Raw genomic sequence first — 25,594 nt, 5'->3', positions numbered from 1 at the left:
GCCGTAACCCGTGCGTGAGGTCGTTGAAGTCCTACTCGCACAGGTGTTCACCCGCGGGACCCTTCAGGTCAAGAGCCCCAGGTGTCCTGTTGTCGGGGCCTGTGGTGCCGTCCCGATACCCGTCTGATACTTCGCCGCGCTCGCACCGGCCCGGCCGCCGCCTGGCCGCCAATGCCGGGGTGGACGTACTGGTAGACGGTGAGCGTGATCAGGGCGTACTCGGTGGAGAACACACACGGCCCGTCGAAGGCTCGTGCTGCGACGGTTGAGCCGCCAGGTAGCACAACCACTTCTCAAAGAGACCGGTGACGGCGCAGTGGCGGGTGGCTGAGTGGGCCAGGACCCAGACCCGGGTTCCCCCTAGCGGATGCTGCCGCCCCGCGTCATGCCCCCACCGGCCGTGTGCTGCCCTTCTCCTCCGGCCCGGGCGCTCAGGAAAGCCTCCAAGGTCGCTGTGCGGTGCCGCCGCGCAGTGAGCTCGATCTCCACCGCGTCTGCTCCCCGCTCGATCACCTCGAGGATCTCCTCGTGTTCAGCCACGCTGGCGGGTGGCCTTCCGGGGACGAAGCCGAAGATGGAGTCACGCAGCGCAGCCAACCTGCTCCAGCCACGCCCGACGAGATCCTGCACATGCGGATTCGGACAGTGATCGAACAGCAATGAGTGAAACGCCCGGTTCATCTCCGTGAAGCGATGCGGGTCGAAGTCATCGAGGCATGCCCGCATCTGGTCGTTGACCTCGCGCGCTGCAGCGATGGTGTCCGGGGACAGCAGTGGGGCGGCCAATGCAGTGGCGTACCCCTCGACGAGGGCCAGCGTCTGCATCGTGTGGATGTACTCCGCCTCATCGACGAGGGCGACCTGTGCTCCGACGTTCTTCACGAAGGTGACCAGGCCCTCGGCCTCGAGTAGCCGGACCGCCTCACGGACGGGCACCACGCTCACTCCCAGCTCGCCGGCGATCTGAGCCAGCACGAGCCGATACCCCGGCGTGAAGTGACCGCTCGTGATCTGCTCACGGATCCACTGATACGAGAGCTGGACCTTGCTCGGCGGCACATCCGCGACAGCGTTCACCATCACCCAGGAACGTCCTCACGGACGACGATCGCGGCCACGACGTAATGATATACGAAATTCACCGCGGGCAGTTCGCCCCGTACGCGTCTCCGGGGAGTGCTCTAGCAGCCCTTCGCGCTGATCGGCGAGTGCCGTCGCGCGGCGGCTGCCGCTGTCGTGAGACCGAACACCATCGCGGTCGCTCCCGACCGGCTCCGGCTCGCCGACGTGTCCCAACTGCGCACCGGGCCTCGCTCTCCATGGCCAGCGCGCCCTGCGGGGTCCTGGATGAGCCGACTGGTCACCGGCCGGCGGAGAGGAGAGCACCGGTGCCCAGTGCCCAGCGAGGTCGCGATTGGGTGCGAAGAGACCCGAGCATGGCCGCCGAGTACGCCGTCCGGTCGTAGAGGCGACGGACGGTCAGTTCCGCCATCCGCCGCCGCTGTGACCGCCCCACTCAGGCGAAGGGGTCTCCGGTCAGCGTGTACTTCGTCTGGAGGTACTCCTTGATGCCTTCCGCGCCGCCCTCGCGGCCGAGGCCGGAGAGCTTCCACCCACCGAAGGGAGCGGCGGCGTTGGACAGGACTCCGACATTGAGGCCCATCATCCCCGTCTCGAGGCGATCGATCATTCGCTGCCCGCGGGCGAGGCTCTCGGTGTAGACGTAGGAGACGAGGCCGTACTCCGTGTCGTTGGCGAGGCGCACCGCCTCGTCCTCGTCGTCGAAGGGAACGATCGCGAGCACCGGGCCGAAGATCTCCTCGCGGAGGAGGTCCGATCCGAACGTGACGTCGGAGACGACGGTGGGCTCGTAGAAGGTGCCGGGACCGGCGACCGACTTCCCCCCGGTCCGCAGTGTCGCGCCCCGCTCGACCGCATCGGTGACGAGCGCGTCGGCCTTCGCCACGGCCCGGTCATCGATGAGCGGCCCGATGACAACGCCGTCTTCCGTGCCCCGACCGATGCGCATGGCCTTGACACGCTCGGTCACCCTGGCCGCGAACTCGTCGGCGACGGAGCGATGCACGAGGAAGCGGTTGGCGGCCGTGCACGCCTGGCCGATGTTTCGGAACTTCGCCGCGAGGGCCCCGTCGACAGCCTTGTCGAGGTCGGCGTCGTCGAAGACCACGAACGGCGCGTTGCCACCCAGTTCCATCGAGGTGCGCAGCACGCCCTCGGCGGCTTGCGCCAACAGTTTCTGGCCGACCGGGGTGGAGCCGGTGAACGACAGCTTCCGCAGCCGCGGGTCGCGGATGATCGGCTCCGACACCTGGCCGGAGTTGCTCGTCGTGATCACGTTGACCACGCCCTTCGGTAGCCCGGCGTCCTGGAGCAGCTTGACCAAGTAGAGCGTCGTGAGCGGCGTCAGCTCCGCCGGCTTGATCACGACGGTGCAGCCCGCTGCGAGCGCCGGGGCGATCTTGCGGGTGGCCATCGCCAGGGGGAAGTTCCACGGGGTGATCAGGTAACACGGACCCAGCGCGTGCTGCGAGACGATCATTCGGCCGGTGCCTTCGGGGTTCGGCCCGTAGCGGCCCTGGATCCGCGCCGCCTCCTCGCTGAACCACCGGACGAACTCGCCCCCGTAGGCGACCTCGCCCCGGGCCTCGCCGAGCGGTTTGCCCATCTCGATCGTCATCAGCAGCGCGAAGTCCTCCTTGCGCTCCTGCAGCAGGTCGAAGGTGCGGCGGAGCAGCTCCGCCCGCTCCCGGAGGGGTGTGCGCGACCATGCGGGGAAGGCTGCGTGGGCAGCATCGAGCGCCGACTTGCCGTCGGCGACGGACGCGTCCGCGATCTCCTTCACGACTTCGCCCGTAGCAGGGTCGAACACCTTCAGCGTCCTGCCGCCCTCGGCAGCACGCCACTCGCCTCCGATGAACAGTCCATCGGGCACATCGGCCAGCAGAACGGATTCGCGGCTCTCGCTCATGGCAGCGTTCCTTCGTCGTCGGACTTCCCTGTCGTGAAGTCGCTGGGGGTGGCTTGACCGGTCCAAGGGGACCATATACGATTTCAGATACGATCCAAGGGGAGCGAATGACGACTCACATCAGCAACGAGGCGCACGCTGTGGACCCACGTTTCGCGGGCCTTCCCAGTCGGCCAGGGAAGATCATCGCCGTCCATCTCAGCTATCCGTCACGCGCCGACCAACGCGGCCGGCGGCCGGCTCATCCTTCGTACTTCCTCAAGCCGTCGAGCTCGGTGGCGGCATCCGGCGGCTCGATCGAGCGTCCCGAGGGAACCGAACTCCTTGCCTTCGAGGGCGAGGTCGCGCTGGTCATCGGCGAGCCGGCCCGCCGGGTGTCGGCCGGTGACGCGTGGTCGCACGTCGCGTGGGTGACCGCGAGCAACGACTTCGGCCTGTACGACCTGCGCGCGAACGACCGTGGGTCGAACGTCCGGTCCAAGGGCGGCGACGGCTTCACCCCGATCGGTCCCGAGCTCATCGACGCGCGGATCGTGCCCCCTGATGCGCTCCGCGTGCGCGTGTGGGTGAACGGCGAGATCGCCCAGGACGACACCACCGCCGGGCTGCTCTTCACGTTCCCGCAGATGGTCGCCGACCTGTCGCAGCACTTCACCTTGGAGAGCGGGGACGTCATCCTCACCGGCACGCCCGCGGGTTCCTCCGTCGTGGCTCCCGGGGACGTCGTCGAGGTCGAGGTCGACGCGCCGGGCGTGGCCGGTGCACCGAGCTCAGGACGGCTCGTCACCACGGTGGTCCAGGGCACGGCGTCGTTCGACGCCTCACTCGGGTCGCTTCCCGCGGTGGACGACACACAGCGCGCCGAGGCGTGGGGGTCGCGCGAGGCCGCCGGACTCCCCGCTGAGCCGATCGCCTCCTCGGCGGCCTCAGCCCCCGGCGTCCTGACCCCGGAGCTGCGGGCGAAGCTGGAGAAGGCACCCGTCGCCGGCCTGTCCCAGCAGCTGCGCAAGCGGGGTCTGAACGACGTCACGATCGACGGTGTCCGCCCGATGCACCCGGACCGGAAGGTCGTCGGGACCGCCCGCACGCTGCGCTTTGTCCCCCACCGGGAGGACCTGTTCGCCTCCCACGGAGGCGGCTACAACGCACAGAAGCGCGCCTTCGACGCGGTGGGCGAAGGTGAGGTCATCGTCATCGAGGCACGCGGGGAGACCCGCTCCGGAACGCTCGGGGACATCCTCGCCATCCGTGCCCACGCCCGCGGGGCAGCCGCCATCGTGACCGACGGCGGAGTGCGCGACTACGAGGCCGTCGCCGCGGTCGGCATCCCGGTCTACACCAGCGGCGCGCATCCCGCCGTCCTCGGCCGACGTCATGTGCCGTGGGACGTCGACGTCACGATCGGCTGTGGCGGCACGACCGTCCAGCCCGGCGACGTCGTCGTGGGTGACGCCGACGGGGTGATCGTCATCCCGCCCACGCTCGTCGAGGAGGTCGTCGACGCGGCCCTCGCCCAGGAGGACGAAGACGCCTGGGTTGCCGCCCGGGTCGCGGAGGGACACCCGGTGGACGGGCTGTTTCCCATGAACGCCCACTGGCGCGCCCGCTACGACGAGGCCCTCCAGCAGGTTCACACACCGACGCCATGAGGCCGTCCAGCGGCCCGAACAGGTCGCACGCAGACCCCGGTCGGTGACGCCCCGCAGTTCCATGCCGCACGAACACCCCGATGAGGCCTGCAGCCTCTTCACCCATATCCGGGAGACCCCATGACCAACATCGCCACGCTCGGCGCGGAACGCCACGTCCCCGCCGACCTGCCCACCCGCATCCAGCACTACATCGACGGCGAGTTCGTCGACTCGGCGGACGGCGACACGTTCGACGTGCTGGACCCTGTCTCGAACCAGGTGTACTTGCAGGCCGCCGCCGGCAAGAAAGCCGACATCGACAGGGCTGTCGCCGCCGCCCGCCGAGCCTTCGCCGAGGGACCGTGGCCCCGGATGCTCCCCCGCGACCGCTCGCGAGTCCTGCACCGCGTCGCCGACATCGTCGAGTCCCGCGACGCCCGGCTCGCGGAGCTCGAGTCGTTCGACTCCGGCCTCCCGATCACCCAGGCGCTCGGGCAGGCACGCCGGGCGGCCGAGAACTTCCGGTTCTTCGCCGACCTGATCGTGGCCCAGGCGGACGACACCTTCAAGGTGCCCGGCCGCCAGATCAACTACGTCAACCGCAAGCCGATCGGCGTCGCGGGGCTGATCACGCCGTGGAACACGCCGTTCATGCTCTCGTCGTGGAAGCTCGGTCCGGCGCTCGCGACCGGCAACACCGTCGTGCTGAAGCCCGCCGAGTTCACGCCGCTGTCCGCGTCGCTGTGGGCGGGGATCTTCGAGGAGGCCGGGGTACCGAAGGGCGTCTTCAACCTCGTGAACGGCCTCGGCGAGGACGCCGGCGACGCGCTGGTGAAGCACCCCGACGTGCCGCTGATCTCCTTCACCGGCGAGAGCCGCACCGGGCAGATCATCTTCGGCAACGCCGCGCCGTTCCTCAAGGGCCTGTCGATGGAGCTCGGCGGCAAGTCGCCGGCGGTCGTCTTCGCCGACGCCGACCTGGACGCCGCGATCGACGCGACCATCTTCGGCGTCTTCTCGCTCAACGGTGAGCGCTGCACCGCCGGCAGCCGGATCATCGTGCAGCGGGACGTGTACGACGAGTTCGTCGAGCGCTACGCCGCGCAGGCCAAGCGGGTCAAGGTCGGCTACCCGCACGACCCGGACACCGAGGTCGGCGCCCTCGTGCACCCCGAGCACTACGACAAGGTGATGAGCTACGTCGAGATCGGCAAGACCGAGGCTCGCCTCGTCGCCGGCGGTGGGCGTCCAGAGGGTTTCGACGCGGGCAACTTCGTGGCCCCGACGGTGTTCGCCGACGTCGCCCCGGACGCCCGCATCTTCCAGGAGGAGATCTTCGGCCCGGTCGTCGCGATCACGCCGTTCGACACCGACGAGGAGGCGCTCGCCCTGGCGAACAACACCAGGTACGGCCTCGCCGCCTACATCTGGACGAACGACCTCAAGCGCGCGCACAACTTCGCCCAGTCCGTCGAGGCCGGCATGGTGTGGCTCAACTCGAACAACGTGCGCGACCTGCGCACCCCGTTCGGTGGCGTCAAGGCCTCGGGGCTCGGTCACGAAGGCGGCTACCGCTCGATCGACTTCTACACCGACCAGCAGGCGGTGCACATCACGCTCGGCAAGGTGCACAACCCGACCTTCGGCAAGCAAGAGCACCCCGAGCCGTCGCTGGACGACCCGGAACTCCGCTGAGCTGAACCCGGACCTCCGAACCCCCTACTCGAGCAAGGACGCCGACATGACCCGCGCCAACGACCGCACCCTCACGTCCTCGGGCTTCTACGTCTCGCAGGAAGCGCCCATCCACAGCGACAACCCCATCGCCACGCCGCAGGCGGCGCCGCCGGACGTCCTGCGCTGTGCCTACATGGAGCTCGTGGTGACCGACCTGGCGGCCTCGCGTCAGTTCTACGTCGACGTGCTCGACCTGGTGGTCACCGAGGAGGACGAGGACAGCGTCTACCTCCGCTCGATGGAGGAGTTCATCCACCACAACCTCGTGCTGCGCAAGGGTCCGGTGGCCGCGGTCGCCGCGTTCTCCTACCGCGTGCGCACGCCCGAGGACCTGGACAAGGCCGTCGCGTTCTACACCGAGCTCGGTTGCCGGGTCGAACGTCGCGCCGAGGGCTGGACCAAGGGCATCGGCGACTCGGTGCGCGTCGAGGACCCGCTCGGGTTCCCGTACGAGTTCTTCCACGACGTGGAGCACGTCGAGCGGCTCGCGTGGCGCTACGACCTGTACACGCCGGGCGCGCTCGTCCGCCTCGACCACTTCAACCAGGTGACCCCCGACGTGCCGCGTGCCGTGGCCTACATGCAGACCCTCGGGTTCCGCGTGACCGAGGACATCCAGGACGACGAGGGCACCGTGTACGCGGCGTGGATGCGGCGCAAGCCCACCGTGCACGACACCGCCATGACCGGCGGCGATGGACCGCGCATGCACCACGTCGCGTTCTCCACGCACGAGAAGCACAACATCCTCGCGATCTGCGACAAGCTCGGCGCACTGCGGCGCTCTGACGCCATCGAGCGGGGCCCTGGCCGTCACGGCGTCTCCAACGCGTTCTACCTCTACCTCCGCGACCCCGACGGTCACCGCGTCGAGATCTACACGCAGGACTACTACACCGGCGACCCCGACAACCCGGTGGTCACCTGGGACGTCCACGACAACCAGCGCCGCGACTGGTGGGGCAACCCGGTCGTGCCCTCCTGGTACACCGAGGCGTCGCTCGTGCTCGACCTCGACGGCAATCCCCAGCCTGTCGTCGCCCGCACCGAGAACTCGGAGATGGCGGTGACGATCGGCGCCGACGGGTTCTCCTACACGCGTCCGAGCGAGGGTGAGGAGTCGATGCCGACCTGGAAGCAGGGCGAGTACAAGCTGGGCAACCAGCTCTGACCCGTTCCACCAGGAGGAGTCGACGCATGCTCGAAGCCGAGGTGATCGCCGCGATCGCCGAAGAATTGGCCGACGCGGATCGTGAGCGCCGCGTCATCCCGCGGATCACGGCGAGGTACCCCGACGCCACCGTCGAGGACTCGTATGCCATCCAGGGGGTCTGGCGCGACAAGAGCCTGGCGGCCGGCCGCCGGCTGGTGGGACGCAAGATCGGTCTCACCTCCCGTGCGATGCAGCAGGCGACGGGCATCACGGAGCCGGACTACGGCGTCATGTTCGACGACACGGTGTGGGAGAGCGGCGCACAGATCCCGTTCGACGCGTACTCGAACGTGCGCATCGAGGTCGAGCTCGCGTTCGTGCTGAGCGAGCCGCTCGAGGGGCCGCACTGCACCCTGTTCGACGTGCTGCGGGCAACGGAGTACGTCACGCCCGCGCTCGAGGTGCTGAACTCGCACATCGAGCTCGAGGGTCGCACCATCGTCGACACCATCAGCGACAACGCCGCCTACGGCGGGATGGTGCTGGGGGGCACGCCCAAACGCCCCGACGACGTCGACCTGCGGTGGATCTCCGCGCTGCTCTACCGCAACGAGACCATCGAGGAGACCGGTGTCGCGGCCGGCGTCCTCGGCCACCCCGGCGTCGGTGTGGCCTGGCTGGCGAACAAGCTCGCACAGCACGGGGCCGGCCTCGGTGCGGGGGAGATCGTCCTCGCCGGGTCGTTCACCCGACCGATGTGGGTCTCCCGCGGCGACAGCGTCGTGTGCGACTACGGGACGATGGGGTCGATCGCATGCCGCTTCGTCTGAGTCCGACGTTCCGTGATCGACTCGGCCGGTCGGACCGGCCGCTCGCGGGCATGTGGGTGAGCTCGGGTTCACCGCTCGTCGCGGAGATCTGCGCCGGTGCCGGCCTCGACTGGGTCCTCATCGACATGGAGCACTCCCCCAACGGGCTCGAGGCGGTGCTGGCGCAGCTGCAGGCGGTGGCGGCCTATCCGGTCACGCCGGTGGTGCGCGTGCCGATCGGCGACGTGGTCACGATCAAGCAGGTGCTGGATCTCGGCGCGCAGAACATCCTCGTGCCGATGATCTCCTCGGCTGCCGAAGCCCAGGCGGTCGTCGACGCCGTGCGCTACCCACCCCGCGGCCGCCGCGGCGTGGGGTCGGCGCTCGCCCGCTCGGCCCGGTGGAACCGCGTGGACGGCTATCTCGCCGACGCTGACGCCTACGTCTCGGTGTTCGTCCAGGTGGAGACCGCGGGCGGCGTCGACAACGCGGCGGCGATCGCGGCGGTCGACGGCATCGACGGCGTGTTCGTCGGGCCCTCCGACCTGGCCGCATCGATGGGCCTGCTCGGTCAGCAGACGCATCCGGACGTCACCGCCGCCGTGCTACGGGCGTTGGAGGCGATCCGCTCCACGAGCACCCCCGCCGGTGTGAACGCCTTCGACCCGACCTTCGCTCAGTCCTACCTGGACGCAGGAGCGTCGTTCGTCCTCGTCGGCGCCGACGTCGCGCTCCTGGCGCGCGGCTCGGAAGCCCTGGCCGCACGCTGGGTGCCCGCGGCAGACGGGATCGAGCGCGCCTCGTACTGAGCCGGGTGTGCTGACCGGACGGACAGGTGGACGAGCGGCTGGTGCGGGGGCCCCGCCGGCCTCCGGTCGCACATCGTGCGCGCGAAGCGGACTCCTGACGACCCGGCCGGGGTCAGCGAGTTCCCCCACCTGATCGTCAACCAGGCGCGCGTGCAGGACTACTTCGCCGAGTTCATGGCCAACTCCCCGGCCCGGCTGAGGCCCGACTTCGGCCTGGAGTTCGTCGGCGTGGAGGTCGCCGACGGCGGCGAGCACCCCGTCACGGTCACCCTGCGCCACAGCAGCGGCCCGCGGGAGGGACAGACGCGCACCGTGCGCGCGAAGTACGTGGTCGGCTGCGACGGCGCGCGCAGCGCCGTGCGCCAGGCGATCGGGGGCACGCTCGCCGGTGACTAGGCGCTGCACGCGTGGGGCGTGATGGACGTCCTCACCGTCACCGACTTCCCCGACATCCGCACCAAGTGCGCCATCCAGTCCCGAGGACGGCGGCAGCATCCTGCTGATCCCGCGCGAGGGCGGTCACCTCGACCGCTTCTACGTCGACCTGGGCGAGGTGTCCCCGGACGACAACGGCGCGGTCCGCAGGACGACGATCGAGCAGATCATCGCCAGGGCGAACCAGATCCTGCACCCTTACACGGTGGACGTGAAGCACGTCGCCTGGCACAGCGTCTACGAGGTCGGCCACCGCCTCGCCGACAGGTTCGACGACCCACCGCTGGGCGACACCCTCTCCCGCGCGCCGCGTGTGTTCATCACCGGCGATGCCTGCCACACGCACAGCGCCAAGGCCGGGCAGGGGATGAACGTGTCCATGCAGGACGGCTTCAACCTGGCCTGGAAGCTCGGCCACGTGCTCGACGGCCGCAGCCCCGCATCGCTGCTGAGCACCTACGCCGCGGAGCGCCGGGTGGTCGCCAAGGACCTCATCGACTTCGACAAGCAGTGGTCGACGCTGATGGCGACGAAGCCCGAAGCGCTCGCCGACCCCTCCGAGCTCGAGGACTTCTACGTGAAGACCTTCGAGTTCCCGGCGGGCTTCATGACCCAGTACGAGCCCTCGGTCATCGTCGCCGACCCGGAGCACCAGGCCCGCGCCACCGGGTTCACGCTCGGCAAGCGCTTCCGGTCGGCGCCGGTCGTCCGGGTCTGCGACGCCAACCCCGCGCAGCTCGGCCACCACGCCCGCGCCGACGGGCGGTGGCGCATCTACGCGTTCGCGGACGCGGCCGCGCCCGGACAGCCATCAGCGCTGACCGACTTCGCGGAGTGGCTCGCGCACTCCCCCGAGTCGCCCGTCGTCATGCACACCCCGGACGGCGCGGACGTCGATGCCTGGTTCCACGTCAAGGTGGTCTACCAGCAGCCCTTCGAGGACGTGGACATGCGCTCGGTGCCCGAGGCGTTCCTCCCGCGCGTCGGCCCGTTCGGCCTCCGCGACTACGAGAAGGTCTACGCCGTCGACCCCCAGCAGGACATCTTCGAGCTCCGGGGCGTCGACCGGGATGGCGCCGTGGTGGTCGTCCGGCCGGACCAGTACGTCGCTGACGTGCTGCCGTTGCCGGCGACGGACCGGCTGGGCGCGTTCTTCGAGTCCGTCTTCCTGGCGCGGAGCACCGCGAGCTGACGTGCGGATCGTTCGTGGTGCGAGGTGACCGGCTCGCCGTCGTCACACCCGCGCCACGGACGAGCTGCTCGAGGACGTGGACGCCGTCGCACTCGGAGCGGGCCCAGCCGGCCAACCGGTCGAGAGGGCGGACCACCGTCGACCGGCCCCGCCCGCGGGCCGGCTCGGCTGCTCAGCCCTGCGGCGGGAAGACCTTGCCTGGGTTCAGGATCCCGGCGGGGTCGAAGGCGGCCTTGATCTGCCGCTGGATCGCCATCTGGGCGTCACCGAGCTCGTCCTTCAGCCACTGGCGCTTGAGCAGGCCTATCCCGTGCTCCCCGGACAGGGTCCCGCCGAGCTCCAACGCGTACTCGAACAGCGCCTCCGCTGCCTTCCAGACCACCTCCGGTACCTCGTCGCCGGGGAAGGCGAAGGCAGGGTGCAAGTTGCCGTCCCCCGCGTGGCAGGCCGTCGGGATGATCACGTCGTAGCGGTCCTCGAGCTCCCGGATCCGCCTGAACATGGCGCTCATCCGGTCCATCGGGACGGCGACGTCCTCCACCAGCAGCGTGCCCAGGCTCTCGATGGCGGGGAACGCCTCGCGGCGCACGGCCATCAGCCGTGCGGATTCCTCAGGGTCCGTCGTGACCTCCGCCACCGCTCCGGCGGCCATTACGAGCGCGTGCACCGCCTCCGCCTCCGCGACCGCTCCCGTGCCGTCGGTCTGCACCAGGAGCAGGGAGTCGCCGCGCGCCAGGAGGTCGAGGCCGTTGTAGCGGCTCACGCACTCCAGCGTCCGACGATCCAGCAGCTCCATCACCGCCGGGGTCAGGCCCGCCGCGACGACCGCAGCGGCGGCCCGTGCAGCCTGCTCGACCGAGGAGAAGTAGGCGCTGATGGTCGCCACCGGGCCGCGGACGAGGGGCCGCAACTTCAGCGTGCACTCCGCGATCACCCCCAGCGTCCCCTCGGACCCGATCATGAGCGCACACAGGTCCAGCCCGGTGACGCCCTTGACGGTGTCGTGACCGACGCTGATCAGCCGCCCGTCGGCCAGGACGACCTTGAGCGAGAGGACGGATTCGCGGGTCACGCCGTACTTGGCGCAGAGCAGGCCGCCGGCGTTGGTGGCGACGTTTCCGCCGACGGTGGAGATCCCCCGGCTGGCCGGATCGGGGGCCCACCACAGCCCTCGCTCCGCCAGCTGCCTGTTGAGCTCGGCGTTGATGACCCCCGGCTCGACGACGGCGAGACGGTTCTCCACGGAGATCCGCAGGACGCGGTCCATGGCCCGGGTGGACAACACGATCTCGCCGACCCCGGCGATCCCACCGCCGACCAGGCCGGTGCCTGCCCCTCGTGTCACGACCGGGACGCCGTGTGCGCTGGCGATCCGGCAGGTCTCCTGGATGTCCTCCACCGATCTGGCGGTCACCACGCAGAGGGGAAGGCCCGGGCTGACCTGACCCGACCGGTCCCGCCGGTACTGCTCCAACACGCCCGGAGATGTCTCCACCCGGCCGGGGAGCTTCCCGAGCAGGGCAGCGACGACAGGGCCGGCGCCGTGGCTCTCGCTGGGCACAGTCACCTGACGGGTCACCGCCGGTCAGGCACGCGCCGTGTCAGCGTGGCGCAGACCGTAGATCGGATTCTGGGCCTGCTCCTCCTCGTTCTCCGGCCCGAGCGCGATCCCGCGGCGGTCGCGGATGAGCGCCGTGGCACACATGGCCACCAGCGTGATCCCGATGAGGTACCACCCGACGGAGTAGACCGTGCCGGTGCGCTGGACGAGAGCGGTGCCGATGAGCGGCGCGAAGGCACCGCCCAGGATAGACCCCAGGGCGTAGGAGATGGACACACCCGAGTAGCGGATGGACGCGGGGAACAACTCCGAGAAGAACGCCGCCTGCGGCCCGTAGCTGAGACCGGTCCCGATGCTGAAGAGCGCCAGGCCGAGCGCGAGGAGCCCGACGCGCCCCGTGTTGACGAGCGCGAACAGCGGAAAGACCGCGAGGAGCTGGCAGGAGAACCCGAGAAGGTAGGTGTTCCGCCGGCCGATCCGGTCGGAGATGAGACCACCCGCCCACGTGGTGCCGAGCCACACGACAGCCGAGAAGGCCACGGCGACGAGGACCGGGGTCCGTTCGAGCCCGACCGGTCCTGTGGGGTCGGTGGCGTAGTTCTGGATGAACCCCCCGGTGGTCATGTACCCGGCCGCGTTGTTCCCCGCGAACGTGAGCGCGGCGAGGATGACCAGCGGGAAGTGGCGGCGGAAGAGCCGCACGGCCGGAACGCGGGTCGTCGCACCCCTCGCGGCGATCTCCTTGAACACCGGACTCTCGTCGACCTTGCGGCGGATCATCACGCCGACGAACAGCAGGACGATGCTCAGCAGGAACGGCACCCGCCAACCCCAGTCGAGGAACGCCTGACCCGGAGCGATCACCCCGCTCATCAGGGCGAGCATGCCGGAGGCGAGCAGCATGCCGATGGGCACACCGATCTGCGGGAACGCGCCGTACATGCCCCGCTTCTTGGCTGGTGCGTTCTCGACCGCCATGAGCACGGCTCCACCCCACTCCCCGCCCGCCGAGATCCCCTGGACGATGCGCAGGAGGAGCAACAGGACGGGGGCGGCAACGCCGATCTGGGCGTAGGTCGGCACCAGCCCGATCAGGGTCGTCGACCCGCCCATGAGGAGGAGCGTGAGCACCAGCATGCGCTTGCGCCCGATCTTGTCCCCGAAGTGCCCGGCGAGGGCCGCGCCGAGCGGCCGGAAGAGGAAGCTCAGGCCCACGGTCGCGAACGACAGCAGAATGGCCGTCGACTCCCCGGCGGGCGCGAAGTAGGTCTGCGCGAACACCAGACCGGCGGCATTCGCGTAGATGAAGAAGTCGTACCACTCGATCGTCGTACCGACGACGGTCGCGGTGGCCACCCGCCTGCGTTCAGCAGCTGTCGTGGGGTTGAGCGTGGTCACTGCGGAGTCGGACACTGATGACCTCTTCGTCGTAGTCGTGACATCGTCGTCATGTCGGGGCAGCGCCCACGGCGCTGGACGGCACTCGCGTCCCGGCACGCTGGGCCCTCTGGCTCGCGCCCAGGTTGCGTCCCCCGGCGTTCACTCCGGCACCTCGCGGTTGCCGTCTTGTTGCTGCACCGGCCGGTGCGCGTCCCCGCGGACAGCGGGGACGTCGTGGTGGTGACCATCGCGGACCACGGCCTAGCGCGACTGCTGATCGAGCTGCTGCCCGGGGGGACGGTCGTCTCCAGCGACGGCTGGAGAGAGGAGGCCGACCTCGGCGCCGATCGTGGTGTCGTCGCCGTGGCCGGTCTTGACCACGGTGGCGCCGTCCAGGGTGAACAGCCGGGTCCGGATGGAGCTGAGGATGGTCGGCTCGTCGCTGTAGGAACGGCCGGTCGCCCCCGGCCCGCCGCAGAAGAGCGTGTCGCCGGTGAAGACGGTGCCCAGGTCGGCCGCGTGCAGGCAGGTGCTGCCCGGCGAGTGGCCCGGGGTGTGCAGTGCGTCCAGGTGGATGCCGCCGACGGTGAGCCGGGTGCGGTCGACCAGGTCGCGGTCCGGTGCGGTGTCGGGGTAGACGACGTCCCACAGCATCCGGTCGTCCGGGTGCAGCCAGATCGGTGCCCCGGTGGCCTCGCGCAGCCGGACGGCTGCGGTGATGTGGTCGTTGTGGCCGTGGGTGAGCACGATCCCGGTCACCGTCCGGCCGGCCACCGCCGCGAAGATCGGCGCGGCATCGTGCGGGGCGTCGACGACGATCACCTCGTCGTCGTCCCCGACCAGCCAGACGTTGTTGTCGACGTCGAAGTCCTGCCCGTCGAGGCTGAACACCCCGGAGACGACGGCCTTGTCGATGCGCGGGACGGTCATCGGGACACCATCACCGAGCGCAGCGCCTCGCCGTCGTGCAGGTTCTCGAAGCCCGACTCGACCGCGGCCAGGCTGACCGAAGTGCGGTCGCCCTGCCAGGAGGACGTCGGCGCCCCACCCCGGCCGACCAGTTCGATCATCGGCGAGGTGATCGACATCGGCGGATCCGGGACGCCGACCGGCGCCACGGAGCGGGCCAGGAACCGGAAGGCGTCGTCACGCGGGTCGGGGACGGTCACCCAACCAGCGGGAGGGACCGGCCGGACTTCGCTGGCTCGCACGGTCATGTTGGGCAGCCCCCTCGTCGACGTCTGCACACCTCGGACCACTGTGGCGGCGATCACCTGTCCAGGTAAAGCTCATAAGTGTTGCCTAACAGACAACCTCTTTTGGGGAATGCAGCCGGCCAAGGCCGCGCGCAGGCACCCGTGAGGGCATCGACGCCACTCGTCGGCGTGCTTCGCGCGTGAGTCGCACCGGACCACCCGGCCAGCGGCGACCGAAGCCACCACTGACCGCACACGAAACGAGGGGAACCTCGCCGCCCTGACGAGAGAATCGCATTCGTCATCGCTGTGACGACGATCCATCAGCCGTCGGCTCAGGGGCTCGGTCGTCGGGGATGACCCGACGACGGGCTTCCGCCCTGGGGACGTGGACCAGGTGGCGATCGCCGCCGCCGTGGGCGCTGCGACGTTCACCGTCACCGCCGGCGCGCCCTTCGCCATCACGACGCGTGCTGTCGCGCACGCTCTCGAGCAGCGGACCGCCGTCGTCCTCGCGAACCCGTACGACCTGGCCACGGCGGAGGCGGGCGACGGCGAGGAGACCGGGTCCGCCCCGTCCACGGCGATGACGCCTACGAAACCGTCAGCCGACCCGGCCGTGGTCGAGCAGGTGGTCCGGCGACTGGCCGCCGCCCGTCGGCCACTGGTCCTGGCCGGTCGCGACGCCTGGCTCTCCGGTGCCGGCAGCACCCCTGGCCGAGCTGGCCGACGAGCTCGGCGCCCTGGTCGCCACGACGGCGCAGGGGGTCAACGTCGTCCCCGATCACCCCTTCAGCCTGGGCATCGCAGGAGGGTTCGCGCACGAGCGGGCCGCGGAGCTGATTCACCAGGCCGATGTCGTCCTGGTCGTCGGCGCCCGGCTGAACCAGTTCACCATGCGGTTCGGGGACTCCTTCGGCGCCGACGCCGACGTCGTGCAGATCGACGTCGCCGACGCCGCCACCCACCCGCGGGTGGACCTGTACCTGCGTGGCGATGCCGCCACGGCGAGCGCCGACATCCTGAGTGGGCTCCGCCTCGCCAGGGGCGACGGCGCCGTTGCCCGCACATGGCGCGCGGGCCTGCCGGACCTCCCCGGGTTCGATCCCCGTGATCGGGACCCGGGCACGGGCCTGGCCGCCGACGGCCGCCTCGACCCACGGTCCGTGGTGCCGCCCTGGACCGACTGCTGCCGGCCAACCGCCTCGTCGTCGAGGACGGCGGCCACTTCCTCGGCTGGGCGCCCACCTACCTGGCGCTCCCCGCACCGAACCACTTCCTGATGACGGGCACGGCGTTCCAGGTCATCGGCCTCGGCCTACCCGCTGCCGTGGGCGCCGCCCGCGCCCGCCCCGACGCGACGGTCGTGCTGTGCACCGGCGACGGCGGGATGCTGATGGCCCTGGCCGATCTCGACACCCGGCGCGCGGGTCCAGTCCCCCGCGGACCTGGACTCCCTGCAGCAGTGGCAGCAGGACGGCTCCCCCGGCGTGCTGCTGGAGGAGATCATCGCCGCCACCGCCCGGGCACGCGCCCAGCGGTCGTGAGGCGCACGCGCGCCGCCTCCTGCCGGGCGAAGACGGCAGCGCCGGGTGCGGGCTGCCCGACCGCTCCGGCGGAGTGGAGCGACCGGTGCGTCCGCACCGACGGCGAGATCTGATCTCGGCACGTCCCCCCACCCGGGTCCGCCCATCACGTGCCTCCGGCCGACCGGTTGCGGTCGACACCGGCCCGTGAAAGATGAGGGCGTGGACATCGACGTGCAGTGGAGCCCGAACGAGCTGGAGATGCTGCGTGCGCGAGCCGAAGCGGAGCACCGCTCCGTGGAGCAGGTGGTGCACAACGCGGTGTCCGAGTACCTCAGCCGACACAACACGCACGACCTCTTCGCACACGCGCACAACCGTGATCTGGGGGATCTCTCAGGTCTGGACAACGGCTGAGTCCTCCACGCCGGACGGGCCGAGCGGACGACGGCGGCCACGTGCAGCCGCCGATGGTGGCCCCACGACAGCCCATGGCCGGCCGGTCCGCACGGCGGCGGGCCGTTCAGCGCTGACTGTTGCCCGATGGTGGAGCGCCCGCGGGGTGGGGGCCGCACCCGGTCGACGCGGCATCAGCCAGAGCGTGCCGGGCGGCCTGGCGCGGCAGGGTGGGTGGTCGGCGCAGGCCCAGCGCCGACCACCCCCGTGCCGGCGAGGGGTCAGACAGCCCGCGCCGGCAGCCGAACGAGGTCCCCGTCGAGGTCCGCGAGGCGGGGAGCCCCGAGCAGCCTCATGGTGCGCTCGAGTTCTGTCGACAGGATCCCGGCTGCCCGGTCGACCCCGGCCTCTCCCGCGGCCATGAGCCCGTAAAGGTACGCCCGGCCGATCAGCACGAAGCTCGCTCCCGAGGCGAGCGCGGCGGCGATGTCGGCCCCCGACATGACCCCGGAGTCGATGCCGAGCACGACGCGATCACCGACGGCCTCGCGGACCTCGGACAGCATCATGAGCGGGGTCACGGCGCGGTCCAGCTGCCTCCCCCCGTGGTTGGACAGCACGATGCCGTCGACGCCGACCTCGGCCAGCTTGCGCGCGTCGGCCACGGACTGCACGCCCTTGACGATGAGCGGTCCGTCCCATTCCCGTCGGATCCAGGCGAGGTCGTCGATCGTCATCTTCGGGTCGAAGAGGCGGGACATGTGGCCCGCGAGGTCCCCGGCGGTCCCGCCCATGGAGGCGAACCCGAGCGGGGGTGTCGTCAGGAAGTTGTAGCTCCACGCCGGGTGTCGCAGGCCGTCGGCGTAGCTGCGCAGTGCCAGGCGCGGAGGGAACGAGAAGCCGTGACGGGCGTCGCGCAGTCGCGAGCCTCCCGTCGGGACGTCGACGGTCAGCATGAGTGCCGAGTAGCCGGCCTCGCGTGCCCGGTGCATCAGGGACGTGCTCAGCTCGCGGTCCCGCGAGACGTACAACTGGAACCAGCGGGTCGCGTCCGGAGCCGCGGCCGCGACGTCCTCGATCGCCGTGGTGCCCATCGTCGAGAGCGTGTAGGCGATCCGGCGGCGTTCGGCGACGCGCACCACGGCGGGCTCGCCCGCGTGGTGCATCATGCGGGTGAACCCCGTCGGGGCGAACACGAACGGCTGGTCCAACGTCGTACCGAACAGCGTGCACGACGTGTCGACGCTCGAGACGTCCTGCAGCACGCGGGGCATGAACTCCACGGCGTCGAAGGCGGCACGCGCCCGCCGGTAGCTGATCTCCTGGTCCGCAGCGCCGTCGGTGTAGTCGAAGACGGCGCGCGGGACCCGGCGGCGGGCCTCGCTGCGCAGGTCCTCGATGGTGAGCGCGCGGGTGAGCCGCCTTCGCGTCGCCTGGAGCGGCGGCACGCGCGGCAGGAGGAAGTGCCGGAGCTCCCATGGGTCGGGGAGCACCCTGCGCACCGCTCCGGCACCGGTCGATCGGGTTCTCGCCGACATGCTCACAGTGCTCCGGTCCGGTCGGCCGCGAGCTCGGCCAGCACGCTGTCCGTGTGAGCCCCCAGCATCGGGCCGGCCTGTCCCCGGACGGTCGGGGTCCGGCTGAAGCGCATGGGGGAACCGATCTGCCGCACCTCGCCCATGCGGGGGTGCGGTGCGTCCCAGAAGAACCTCCGTTGCTGGAGGTGGTCGTCGGTGAAGACCTGGTCGTACTCGAGGATCGGCGCCGCCGGGACCCCGGCGCCGGACACCCGCGAGACGACGTCCTCGACGGTCAGGGTCGACGTCCTCTGCTCGATCTGCTCGATGAGGGCTTCCCGGTTGCGCACCCGCTCGGGGCCTGAGGAGAACCGCGGGTCCTCGGGCAGGTGACCCAGGTCGAGTGCGGTGGCGAGGTTCCGCCACAACTTCTCGGTGATCGCCCCGACCGTGGCCCAACCGTCCGAGCATCGCACTGCCTGGTAGGGGGCCTGGTGAGCGTGGGCCGACCCGAGGCGGCGAGTGACCGTGCCGTCGCCGAAGTACGCGCCGGCTTCCCACACGGCGAACGAGACCCCCGACTCCAGGAGCGAGACGTCGATGTGCTGGCCCAGGCCCGACCGATCGCGCTCGTGGAGGGCGGCGGTCACCGCGAGGGCGAGGTACAGCCCGTTCGTGAGGTCGCAGATGGGCACGCCCACCTTGACCGGTGGCATCCCGGGGTAGCCGGTGACGCTCATGATCCCGCTGCGCGCCTGGGCCATGATGTCCAGGCCCGGCAGGTCGGCGAGCGGGCCGTCCTGCCCCCAGCCGGAGCCGGATGCGTACACGAGCTCGGGGAAGCGCTCATGGACGGTCTCGTAGCCGAAGCCCAGGCGTGAGAGCGCCTTGGGCCGGAGGTTCTGGATCAGCACATCGGCGGATCCGAGGAGCGACCACAGAGCGCTGCGCCCCTCCTCCGACTTGAGGTCGAGAGCGACCGACTCCTTGTTGCGGTTGAGTCGCGCGAAGGAGGCGCTCTCCCCCTCCACGAACGGGCCGGCTGCGCGCACCGGGTCACCGTCGACCGGGTTCTCGATCTTGATCACTCTGGCACCCAGATCGGCCAGCTGCATCGTGGCGAACGGTCCTGCCATGAAGACGCCGATCTCGACGACGGTGATGCCGGTCAGGGGTGCGTGTACGGGGGTGGACATGTCAGTTCCTCCGGTCGGAGACGTCGCTCAGGGCGCCCGTCGGGGCGGTGGCTGCGGGCTGGCGAGGCGGGCTGTCCTGCCGGGAGTCCGCCTGCTCGTGTGCCGGGGGCGGCGCGACGGCGGTGCCGGACGCAGACGCGGTCGCCTCGCCGTCCGGCGCGGGGCTCGCGGACACCGAAGCGCGAGGAGCCGTCACGGGCCCCCGCCGGCGCCGGCGGAGCAGCCCCGTGGCGCTGGGGGCGACGAACAGCACGGCGGCGAGCACGAAGATGCCCAGGGCGATGGGCTTCTGGAAGACGATCGCGAAGCTGCCCTCGCCGAGCGACATGGTCTGGGCGAGCGACTTCTCCAGCAGCGGGCCGAGCACCAGTCCCATGACGAGGGGCGCGAGGGGCACGTCCAGTGTCTTCAGCAGGTACCCGATGATCCCGAAGACCACGACGACCCACACGCTGAACATCGTGTTGGTCATCGAGTAGGCGCCGACGAAACACGTCAGGAGGATCGTCGGGTACATGTAGCCGTACGGGACCCGCAGCAGCTGGGCGAAGACGGGAGCCAGCGGCAGGTTCAGCACCAGCAGCATGACGTTCCCGACGAAGAAAGAAGCGAGCAGACCCCAGGTGAGCACCGGCTGCTGCTCGAACAGCAGCGGACCGGGCTGGATGCCGTAGAGCGTGAAGGCGCCCAGCAGGATGGCCGTCGTCGCGCCGCCCGGGATGCCCAGCGTCAGCGTCGGGATGAAGTTGGCGTTCGCGGCAGCGTTGTTCGCGCTCTCCGGAGCGGCAACTCCCTCGATGGCGCCCCGGCCGAACTCGTCGCGGTTCTTCGACACCTTCTTCTCGGCCGCGTACGCCATGAACGACGCGAGTGTCGTCCCCGCTCCCGGCAGGGTGCCGAAGACGAACCCGAGGAAGCTGCCGCGGAGGATCGGCGCACTCGATCGCCTCAGGTCGTCCCGGGTGAGCATGAGGTCGCGGAACCGCGCCCGGATCGGCCGGGCGGCACCGTTGCGGATCTGGTAGAGGACCTCCCCCACCGCGAACAGACCGATCATCATCTCGACGAGCGGCACCCCACTGAGGAGGTTCACGCTGCCGAACGTGTACCGGGCGGCGCCGGAGGTGCTGGACAGCCCGACGGTGGCCAGCGCGATGCCCAGCGCTGCCATGGTGACCCCGAGCATCTTCTGCGTGCCCGAGAAGGCGACGATCGTCAGCAGCCCCAGCAGCACGACGGCGAGCATCTCGACCGGACCAAACTGCACCGCGATGCGCGCCAGGGGCGGGGCGAGCGTCATCAGGAGTGCCAGGCTGATGATCGCGGCGATGAACGAACCGATCGCCGCGATCGCCAGTGCGGCACCCGCTCGGCCCTTCTGGGCCATCGGATAGCCGTCGAAGGTGGTGGTGATGCTCGCCGCCTCACCCGGCGTGGAGATGAGGACGGAGGTGATCGTGCCGCCGTACTGCGCGCCGTAGTAGATGCCGGCGAGCATGATCAGCGCGGTGACCGGCTCCATGGCGAGGGTGAGCGGCAGCAGCAGCGCGACACCCGTCGTCGAGCCCAGTCCGGGCAGGAGCCCGATGACCGTGCCGAGGAGCACGCCGAGGAAGCAGAAGAGGAGGTTCTCCGGCGTCAGCGCCGTCTCGAACCCCACCAGCAGGTTGTCGAGCACATCAGCCTCCGAAGACGGCGTCGCCGAGCAGGCCGCCCGGCAGCGGGAGGGCCAGCAGGACGTCGAAGATCAGGTAGACCAGGCCCACGCTGGCGGCGGAGACCAGCAACGACGCCCACCACCCGCGCCGTTCCACCGCCGCGGAGATGAAGAGCGAGAGCAGCAGCAGGGACAGCAGCAGGCCGAGGAGTGGCACGAGCGCGACGCTCACGACGATCGCGAGGACCACCGTGCCCAGCTGGCCCATCCGCTGCGCCGTCGTGCGGCCGAAGATGTCGCGTTCTGCGGCCTCGCTCCGGCGCCGCGCCTCGGCCACCTCGAGCGCCTGGCTGTCGCGGGCCAGACGACGAACCCGCATCGCAGCTGCGACGAACTGGGTGCCGCCGAGCAGCGCCAGCACGACGCCGGCCGCCAGCGGCAGGAAGCCGCCGCCGAGCTCCCCGTCGTCGGAGATCACGGTGTACTGACCCGCCGTCGCGATCAGGAAGACGCCGACACCGGTGACCACCGCGAACAGGATGGCCTGGCCGAACGTCTCCTCCTTCGCGATCGGAGGGATGCGCAGCTGCGTCACTTCACCACCTCGTTGATGACGGCGTCCTGCTCGGTCACGTAGTCGGAGAAGGCGTCTCCGCTGACCAGCGTGGGGACCATGAGGTTGGTGGCCAGGAACTCCTGGACCCCGTCCGTCTCGTACGCGCGCTCGAGCACGTCGATCCAGTACTGGGTCTGCTGGTCGGTGATGCCGGGAGGGGCGATCGCCGCCCGGATCTGCGCCATCGACACGTTCAGGCCGTTCTCCTCGGCAGTCGGGAGGTCCTCGAAGCCGGCGTAGGGCAGGCGCTCGGAGCCGAGGTGGCAGAGCGCCTTGAGGTCCCCGGACTCGAGCTGCCCGGCGACCTCGCCGGGGTTGAGGAACCCGACGTCGATCTGGTCGCCGAGGAGGGCGGCGATGATCTCGCCGCCGGAGTCGAAGGCGACCTTGTCGAAGTCGCCGCCCGACTGGTCGGCCATGAGCTGCTGGGCGACGCCGTCGATCGTGAGGTCGCCGGACGTCCCGCCCACGATGCGCTCGGACGTCGTGGCTTCGATCATCTGCGCGCAGTCGTCGTAGGGGGCATCCGCCCGGGCCACGACGAAGTTCACGTCCTCCGCGAAGATGGACAGCGGCGTGAACTGGTTGAGGGAGAAGTCCTCGAACGCGCTGCCGGGAACGGCGATGTAGTTCGAGGCGGCGAGCAGCATCTGCGCATCGCCCTCGCGGGACCGGAAGTACTCCACGCCGACCGCGCCGGAGCCGCCCTCCCGGTTCTCCACGGTGACGACCAGGTCGGGCTCGACCTCCTCGATCGCGGAGGCCATCACGCGACCGAACGCGTCGCTGCCGCCGCCGGCGGCGAACGGCACCACCATCGTGACGTCGCGCTCCGGCTCCCAGCTGGCGTCGGACGCCGAGGACGTGCTGTCGCCGGAGCACCCGGCGAGGGCGACCGCCGCCAGGGCTGCCACGGGCAGCATGGCGGTGCGATGAGTGAGGTTCACCTGTGAACTCCTTGGGACGGCGGACACCGCGAGTGCTACTCTGTTCCAGATAAGGAACAGCAGTCCTGATGTGGAATACCGTAACGGCACTGAGGGGTAGGTCACAAGACATGGCGCGCAACTCGGTCCTCGTCCTGCAGATCATCGAGACGCTGGGGCGCGGGACGTCGATGGGACTGAGCGAACTCAGCCAGGCCCTCCACTCCCCCAAGACGTCGGTGCACCGAGCGGTGGCAGACCTGATCGACGAAGGGTGGCTGCGCTCGACCGGGCAGTCCCCGCCCCGCTACTTCCTGAGCGGGAAGGTGCTCCGTGCGGCGCAGGGGGTCAACGGCATGGCGGAGCTGTCCGTCGTCGCCGAGCCGCTGATCGACGAGCTGCACGAGAGCACCGGCGAGAACGTGCAGCTCTCGACGCTCGAGGACGGGTACATCCTCGTCTCCGCGCGCCGGGAGAGTTCGCACGCCCTACGCGTGCACCTCCCGATCGGCGAGCGTGTGCCCTGGCATGCGACCGCCGCGGGGCGCGCCATCGCCGGCCACCTGCCCCCCGAGCGACTGGAGCACCTGCTGGCCGGGGACCTGCCCGCGATGACGCCGGACACCATCACCGACCGGGAAGCCCTCCGCCGGGACATCGAGCGCGGAGTCGACCAGGGCTACGTGGTCAACCGGAACGGCTGGCGTGCCGGCGTGGTGTCCATCGGCGCCGCCATCCTCGACGCCCGGGGGTTCGGCGTCGCGGGCCTGTCGGTGAACGGCGTCGACTCACGCATGACGCCGGACGTCGTCGCTACCGTGGCGTCGAGCGTCCGCGACGCGGCGCAGCGGATCACCTCGGAGCTGACCGGGAGATAGGCCCGCGCGCAGCCCTACGCACCTCGACTCCTCCTCGTCCGGGATCCCGATCCGGGCTCCGGCATGGGAGCGAGCTACGAGGGCATGCGCGAGGCGGGGCCCCGACGCCGGCGCGCGACCCGTCCTCGCGCTCCAGCCCTACGGGGCGCCAGGGCAGACGACGGGCGTCGAGGTGAGAGGGCCGCTCATCCTCCCTCGAGAACCGGCCCCCGGGCGCGGTCGGCCGGGTCATCCCAGCCGCGGTAGACGGGGGGGCGCTTCTCGGCGAAAGCGCGGCGCGACTCGACCAGATCGGACGCCGCTCCGTGCTGGTGCAAGGCGTCGGCGAAGGCTGCGAGCCGACCGTCGAGGCGTGGGCGCATCGCCCGGAGCATGCGCGTGGTGTTCACCCGGGCAGCAGGCGGAAGCGACAGCAGGTGGTCGGCCATCGCGCGGGCCGTGCCCATGAGGTCGCCGACGGTGGGGACCAAGCGGTTGATGAAGCCGAGCTGGTGCAGGCGTTCGGCATCGAAGCGGAGGCCGAAGGCCATCTCCGCCGTCACCGCCATCGGCAGACCCGCTGAGTGGCCGTGGCTGACCCCTCCCAGCAGCCATCGCTTGGCCTCGGAGACCTCGAAGACCGCGTCCGAGACACTCACCCGCAGGTCGGAGTTGGCGACGAGCATGAATCCGCCTCCCATCGCGAACCCGTTCACGGCGGCGATGAAGGGCTTCTCTATCTCGAGCATCCCGTAGAGGTCCCCGGCGTGGACGGCGTCGACGGCATCCCCGGCCGGCACCCCACGAACGGCGGTCTCCTTCAGGTCCTCGCCTGCACAGAACCCGCGGCCCGTGCCGGTGAGGATCGCGACCTCGGCGCTGTTGGTCGCGAAGTCCTGCAACGCGGCGCGTAGCTGCTGGTCCATCTCGACGCCGAGCGCGTTGAGGCGCTCCGGCCGGTTGAGGCGGATGACGAAGACCTCGCCGCTCTGCTCGGTCTCGATGAAGGCCATCCTGACGTCCTTTGCTCGATAGCCGACGGAAGGATCCCCACCGTACCGTATGTAGACCATCGTTCTGTATAAGGAACATCAGGTGGTGTGGATCTCCCACGAGCGCCCGGCATCCGAGCAGACCTCGATCGACCGCGGGCGCGGCAGGAGGTGCGCGCCGAGTAGGCGCAAACCGCATGGTGGCAGCGCCGGCTGGACGAGCCGAAGCGGATCGAGGACCAGGAGCACTTCGTGAGCATCGCCGGGGTGGTCCCGGGCAGGTCCGTTCGTGATACCCGCCGCTGTTCCTGGGCCGGGACGCCGCTCGTCGGGGGCCATGGCCTCGTCCCAGTCGGTGGTGCGCCGGGCTGAGAGCCGCTCACTCCTCGAGGCGCTGGGCGATGTCGGCAGCAGCGGCGAGGACGTGCTTGCCGAAGGTCTGTCCTGGCGACCTGGTCATGCGCAGCAGCGGGGCGACGACGCACACCGCCGCGACCGGCTCGCCACCCAGCACGACGGGGGCGCTGACCGATGCAAGTCCTGGCGTCCGGCTCCCATGGGACTCCGCCCATCCTTCCGGCCGGACGTCGCCCGTGAGCGCCAAGGCCGCGGAGCCCCCGTCGGCGAGCGGCAGCCGGGCCCCGGGGGCCATGACCACGCGCAGTTCGGCGTCAGTGACGACGCTCGCAATGCACAGGCGGTCCTCGCCGCGGAGCACCCACAGCTGACTGCTCTCCCGGGTGTCCTGGGTCAGCCGCTCGAGGACCGGTTGGGCGATGTCGCCGACCCGCGAGGAGAGGAACCGGTGACCGAGGCGGTAGACACCCGAGGGGTCGCGCTGCAGCAGGCCGTGGGCGGTCAGGGCCGCAGCGAGGCGGTGCGCCGTCGACACGGTCAGGTCCAGTTCGCGTGCGATCTCGCTGGCGGAGGCCGGTTGGCGCTCACACAGGTCGACGATTGCCATGCTCTTGTCGAGCACCCCGACGCCGGTGCTGCGGACAGAGCTCATGGGACGAACT

At 70.4% G+C, this 25,594-nt stretch carries 23 protein-coding genes and 1 pseudogene; 11 read left to right on the top strand and 13 right to left on the bottom strand.

Translation table 11 applies throughout. From position 1 onward, the window contains the following. Window positions 1–360: 360 nt before the first annotated feature. Both ACU610_RS01475 and ACU610_RS01470 read right to left on the bottom strand, forming a co-directional pair. The gene (locus ACU610_RS01475; protein WP_446770681.1) at window positions 361–1,080 is read right to left on the bottom strand and encodes a GntR family transcriptional regulator; all 720 of its coding nucleotides are present in this window, start codon (window positions 1,078–1,080) and stop codon (window positions 361–363) included. A 436-nt stretch (window positions 1,081–1,516) separates the two neighbouring features. Further along, window positions 1,517–2,989, bottom strand: a complete 1,473-nt coding sequence (locus tag ACU610_RS01470; protein WP_446765952.1) for an NAD-dependent succinate-semialdehyde dehydrogenase — start codon at window positions 2,987–2,989, stop codon at window positions 1,517–1,519. A 107-nt stretch (window positions 2,990–3,096) separates the two neighbouring features. On the opposite strand from ACU610_RS01470, the gene ACU610_RS01465 reads away from it, so the two are divergent. The 7 genes and pseudogenes from ACU610_RS01465 to ACU610_RS01435 form a co-directional block, all read left to right on the top strand. Further along, entirely contained in the window at window positions 3,097–4,638 is a 1,542-nt protein-coding gene (locus ACU610_RS01465) for a fumarylacetoacetate hydrolase family protein (RefSeq protein ID WP_446765951.1), read from the top strand. A 120-nt stretch (window positions 4,639–4,758) separates the two neighbouring features. Continuing rightward, complete coding sequence (hpaE, locus tag ACU610_RS01460) at window positions 4,759–6,315, top strand: 5-carboxymethyl-2-hydroxymuconate semialdehyde dehydrogenase (RefSeq protein WP_446765950.1); 1,557 nt, start codon at window positions 4,759–4,761, stop codon at window positions 6,313–6,315. Between the two features lie 46 nt (window positions 6,316–6,361). After that, on the top strand, window positions 6,362–7,528 hold the full coding sequence (gene hpaD, locus ACU610_RS01455; protein WP_446765949.1) for a 3,4-dihydroxyphenylacetate 2,3-dioxygenase: 1,167 nt from the start codon (window positions 6,362–6,364) through the stop codon (window positions 7,526–7,528). Window positions 7,529–7,554: 26 nt separating this feature from the next. Continuing rightward, window positions 7,555–8,340 carry a fumarylacetoacetate hydrolase family protein gene (locus ACU610_RS01450; protein ID WP_446765948.1) on the top strand — a complete coding sequence of 262 codons (786 nt, stop codon included), beginning with the start codon at window positions 7,555–7,557 and terminating at the stop codon, window positions 8,338–8,340. Between the two features lie 56 nt (window positions 8,341–8,396). Continuing rightward, the gene (locus tag ACU610_RS01445) at window positions 8,397–9,128 is read left to right on the top strand and encodes an HpcH/HpaI aldolase family protein (protein ID WP_446765947.1); all 732 of its coding nucleotides are present in this window, start codon (window positions 8,397–8,399) and stop codon (window positions 9,126–9,128) included. 75 nt (window positions 9,129–9,203) lie between these two features. Then, window positions 9,204–9,524 (top strand): FAD-dependent monooxygenase, encoded by a 321-nt coding sequence (locus ACU610_RS01440; RefSeq protein WP_446765946.1) that lies wholly within the window; start codon window positions 9,204–9,206, stop codon window positions 9,522–9,524. A 94-nt stretch (window positions 9,525–9,618) separates the two neighbouring features. Next, window positions 9,619–10,755 (top strand): annotated as a pseudogene (locus tag ACU610_RS01435) (FAD-dependent monooxygenase); the annotation flags it as partial. Window positions 10,756–10,927: 172 nt separating this feature from the next. Here ACU610_RS01435 and ACU610_RS01430 read toward each other — a convergent pair. From ACU610_RS01430 to ACU610_RS01415, 4 genes are all read right to left on the bottom strand, one after another. After that, window positions 10,928–12,169, bottom strand: coding sequence for an FAD-binding oxidoreductase (locus tag ACU610_RS01430; RefSeq protein WP_446765945.1), 1,242 nt, complete (start codon window positions 12,167–12,169; stop codon window positions 10,928–10,930). 171 nt (window positions 12,170–12,340) lie between these two features. Then, window positions 12,341–13,729, bottom strand: a complete 1,389-nt coding sequence (locus ACU610_RS01425; RefSeq protein WP_446765944.1) for an MFS transporter — start codon at window positions 13,727–13,729, stop codon at window positions 12,341–12,343. 228 nt (window positions 13,730–13,957) lie between these two features. Further along, window positions 13,958–14,626 carry an MBL fold metallo-hydrolase gene (locus ACU610_RS01420; RefSeq protein WP_446765943.1) on the bottom strand — a complete coding sequence of 223 codons (669 nt, stop codon included), beginning with the start codon at window positions 14,624–14,626 and terminating at the stop codon, window positions 13,958–13,960. Next, window positions 14,623–14,865 (bottom strand): hypothetical protein, encoded by a 243-nt coding sequence (locus ACU610_RS01415; RefSeq protein ID WP_446765942.1) that lies wholly within the window; start codon window positions 14,863–14,865, stop codon window positions 14,623–14,625. The genes ACU610_RS01420 and ACU610_RS01415 overlap by 4 nt, the downstream gene beginning before the upstream one ends. 725 nt (window positions 14,866–15,590) lie before the next feature. On the opposite strand from ACU610_RS01415, the gene ACU610_RS01410 reads away from it, so the two are divergent. The 3 genes from ACU610_RS01410 (at window position 15,591) to ACU610_RS01400 (ending at window position 16,835) form a co-directional block, all read left to right on the top strand. Beyond that, the gene (locus tag ACU610_RS01410; protein ID WP_446765941.1) at window positions 15,591–16,175 is read left to right on the top strand and encodes a hypothetical protein; all 585 of its coding nucleotides are present in this window, start codon (window positions 15,591–15,593) and stop codon (window positions 16,173–16,175) included. Further along, window positions 16,070–16,552: a thiamine pyrophosphate-dependent enzyme gene (locus ACU610_RS01405; protein WP_446770680.1), complete on the top strand. Its 483-nt coding sequence runs from the start codon at window positions 16,070–16,072 to the stop codon at window positions 16,550–16,552. Before ACU610_RS01410 ends, ACU610_RS01405 begins: the two co-directional genes overlap by 106 nt. A gap of 88 nt (window positions 16,553–16,640) precedes the next feature. Next, window positions 16,641–16,835: a hypothetical protein gene (locus tag ACU610_RS01400; protein ID WP_446765940.1), complete on the top strand. Its 195-nt coding sequence runs from the start codon at window positions 16,641–16,643 to the stop codon at window positions 16,833–16,835. Between the two features lie 260 nt (window positions 16,836–17,095). On the opposite strand, the gene ACU610_RS01395 is transcribed toward ACU610_RS01400, so the two are convergent. Genes ACU610_RS01395 through ACU610_RS01375 form a run of 5 tightly spaced genes read right to left on the bottom strand, consistent with a single transcriptional unit; the run spans window position 17,096 to window position 22,747 of the window. Next, on the bottom strand, window positions 17,096–18,307 hold the full coding sequence (locus ACU610_RS01395; RefSeq protein ID WP_446765939.1) for an alpha-hydroxy acid oxidase: 1,212 nt from the start codon (window positions 18,305–18,307) through the stop codon (window positions 17,096–17,098). A 47-nt stretch (window positions 18,308–18,354) separates the two neighbouring features. Further along, window positions 18,355–19,527, bottom strand: coding sequence for a CaiB/BaiF CoA transferase family protein (locus ACU610_RS01390; protein WP_446765938.1), 1,173 nt, complete (start codon window positions 19,525–19,527; stop codon window positions 18,355–18,357). 1 nt (window position 19,528) lies between these two features. Then, entirely contained in the window at window positions 19,529–21,205 is a 1,677-nt protein-coding gene (locus ACU610_RS01385; RefSeq protein WP_446765937.1) for a tripartite tricarboxylate transporter permease, read from the bottom strand. Between the two features lies 1 nt (window position 21,206). Then, a complete protein-coding gene (locus tag ACU610_RS01380) occupies window positions 21,207–21,779 on the bottom strand; it encodes a tripartite tricarboxylate transporter TctB family protein (RefSeq protein WP_446765936.1) in 573 nt (190 codons plus the stop codon). Then, the gene (locus ACU610_RS01375; RefSeq protein WP_446765935.1) at window positions 21,776–22,747 is read right to left on the bottom strand and encodes a tripartite tricarboxylate transporter substrate binding protein; all 972 of its coding nucleotides are present in this window, start codon (window positions 22,745–22,747) and stop codon (window positions 21,776–21,778) included. Before ACU610_RS01375 ends, ACU610_RS01380 begins: the two co-directional genes overlap by 4 nt. Before the next feature lie 110 nt (window positions 22,748–22,857). Between ACU610_RS01375 and ACU610_RS01370 the strand changes: the two genes are divergently transcribed. Continuing rightward, window positions 22,858–23,604, top strand: a complete 747-nt coding sequence (locus ACU610_RS01370; RefSeq protein WP_446765934.1) for an IclR family transcriptional regulator — start codon at window positions 22,858–22,860, stop codon at window positions 23,602–23,604. 185 nt (window positions 23,605–23,789) lie between these two features. Here the strand turns inward: ACU610_RS01370 and ACU610_RS01365 are convergent, their stop codons facing one another. Next, complete coding sequence (locus tag ACU610_RS01365) at window positions 23,790–24,596, bottom strand: enoyl-CoA hydratase/isomerase family protein (RefSeq protein ID WP_446765933.1); 807 nt, start codon at window positions 24,594–24,596, stop codon at window positions 23,790–23,792. Window positions 24,597–24,954: 358 nt separating this feature from the next. After that, complete coding sequence (locus ACU610_RS01360) at window positions 24,955–25,584, bottom strand: IclR family transcriptional regulator (RefSeq protein ID WP_446765932.1); 630 nt, start codon at window positions 25,582–25,584, stop codon at window positions 24,955–24,957. Window positions 25,585–25,594: the final 10 nt, after the last annotated feature.

Source organism: Geodermatophilus sp. URMC 61, assembly GCF_052931555.1.
The sequence above is the reverse complement of the archived record's forward strand: the minus strand, read 5'-3'. Positions and strand labels throughout refer to the sequence as shown.

Coding starts and splice junctions, on each gene's coding strand:
- ACU610_RS01475 (WP_446770681.1), bottom strand. CDS start 1,080: ATGGTGAACGCTGTCGCGGATGTGCCGCCGAGCAAGGTCCAGCTCTCG.
- ACU610_RS01470 (WP_446765952.1), bottom strand. CDS start 2,989: ATGAGCGAGAGCCGCGAATCCGTTCTGCTGGCCGATGTGCCCGATGGA.
- ACU610_RS01465 (WP_446765951.1), top strand. CDS start 3,097: ATGACGACTCACATCAGCAACGAGGCGCACGCTGTGGACCCACGTTTC.
- hpaE (WP_446765950.1), top strand. CDS start 4,759: ATGACCAACATCGCCACGCTCGGCGCGGAACGCCACGTCCCCGCCGAC.
- hpaD (WP_446765949.1), top strand. CDS start 6,362: ATGACCCGCGCCAACGACCGCACCCTCACGTCCTCGGGCTTCTACGTC.
- ACU610_RS01450 (WP_446765948.1), top strand. CDS start 7,555: ATGCTCGAAGCCGAGGTGATCGCCGCGATCGCCGAAGAATTGGCCGAC.
- ACU610_RS01420 (WP_446765943.1), bottom strand. CDS start 14,626: ATGACCGTCCCGCGCATCGACAAGGCCGTCGTCTCCGGGGTGTTCAGC.
- ACU610_RS01390 (WP_446765938.1), bottom strand. CDS start 19,527: ATGTCCACCCCCGTACACGCACCCCTGACCGGCATCACCGTCGTCGAG.
- ACU610_RS01370 (WP_446765934.1), top strand. CDS start 22,858: ATGGCGCGCAACTCGGTCCTCGTCCTGCAGATCATCGAGACGCTGGGG.
- ACU610_RS01365 (WP_446765933.1), bottom strand. CDS start 24,596: ATGGCCTTCATCGAGACCGAGCAGAGCGGCGAGGTCTTCGTCATCCGC.
- ACU610_RS01360 (WP_446765932.1), bottom strand. CDS start 25,584: ATGAGCTCTGTCCGCAGCACCGGCGTCGGGGTGCTCGACAAGAGCATG.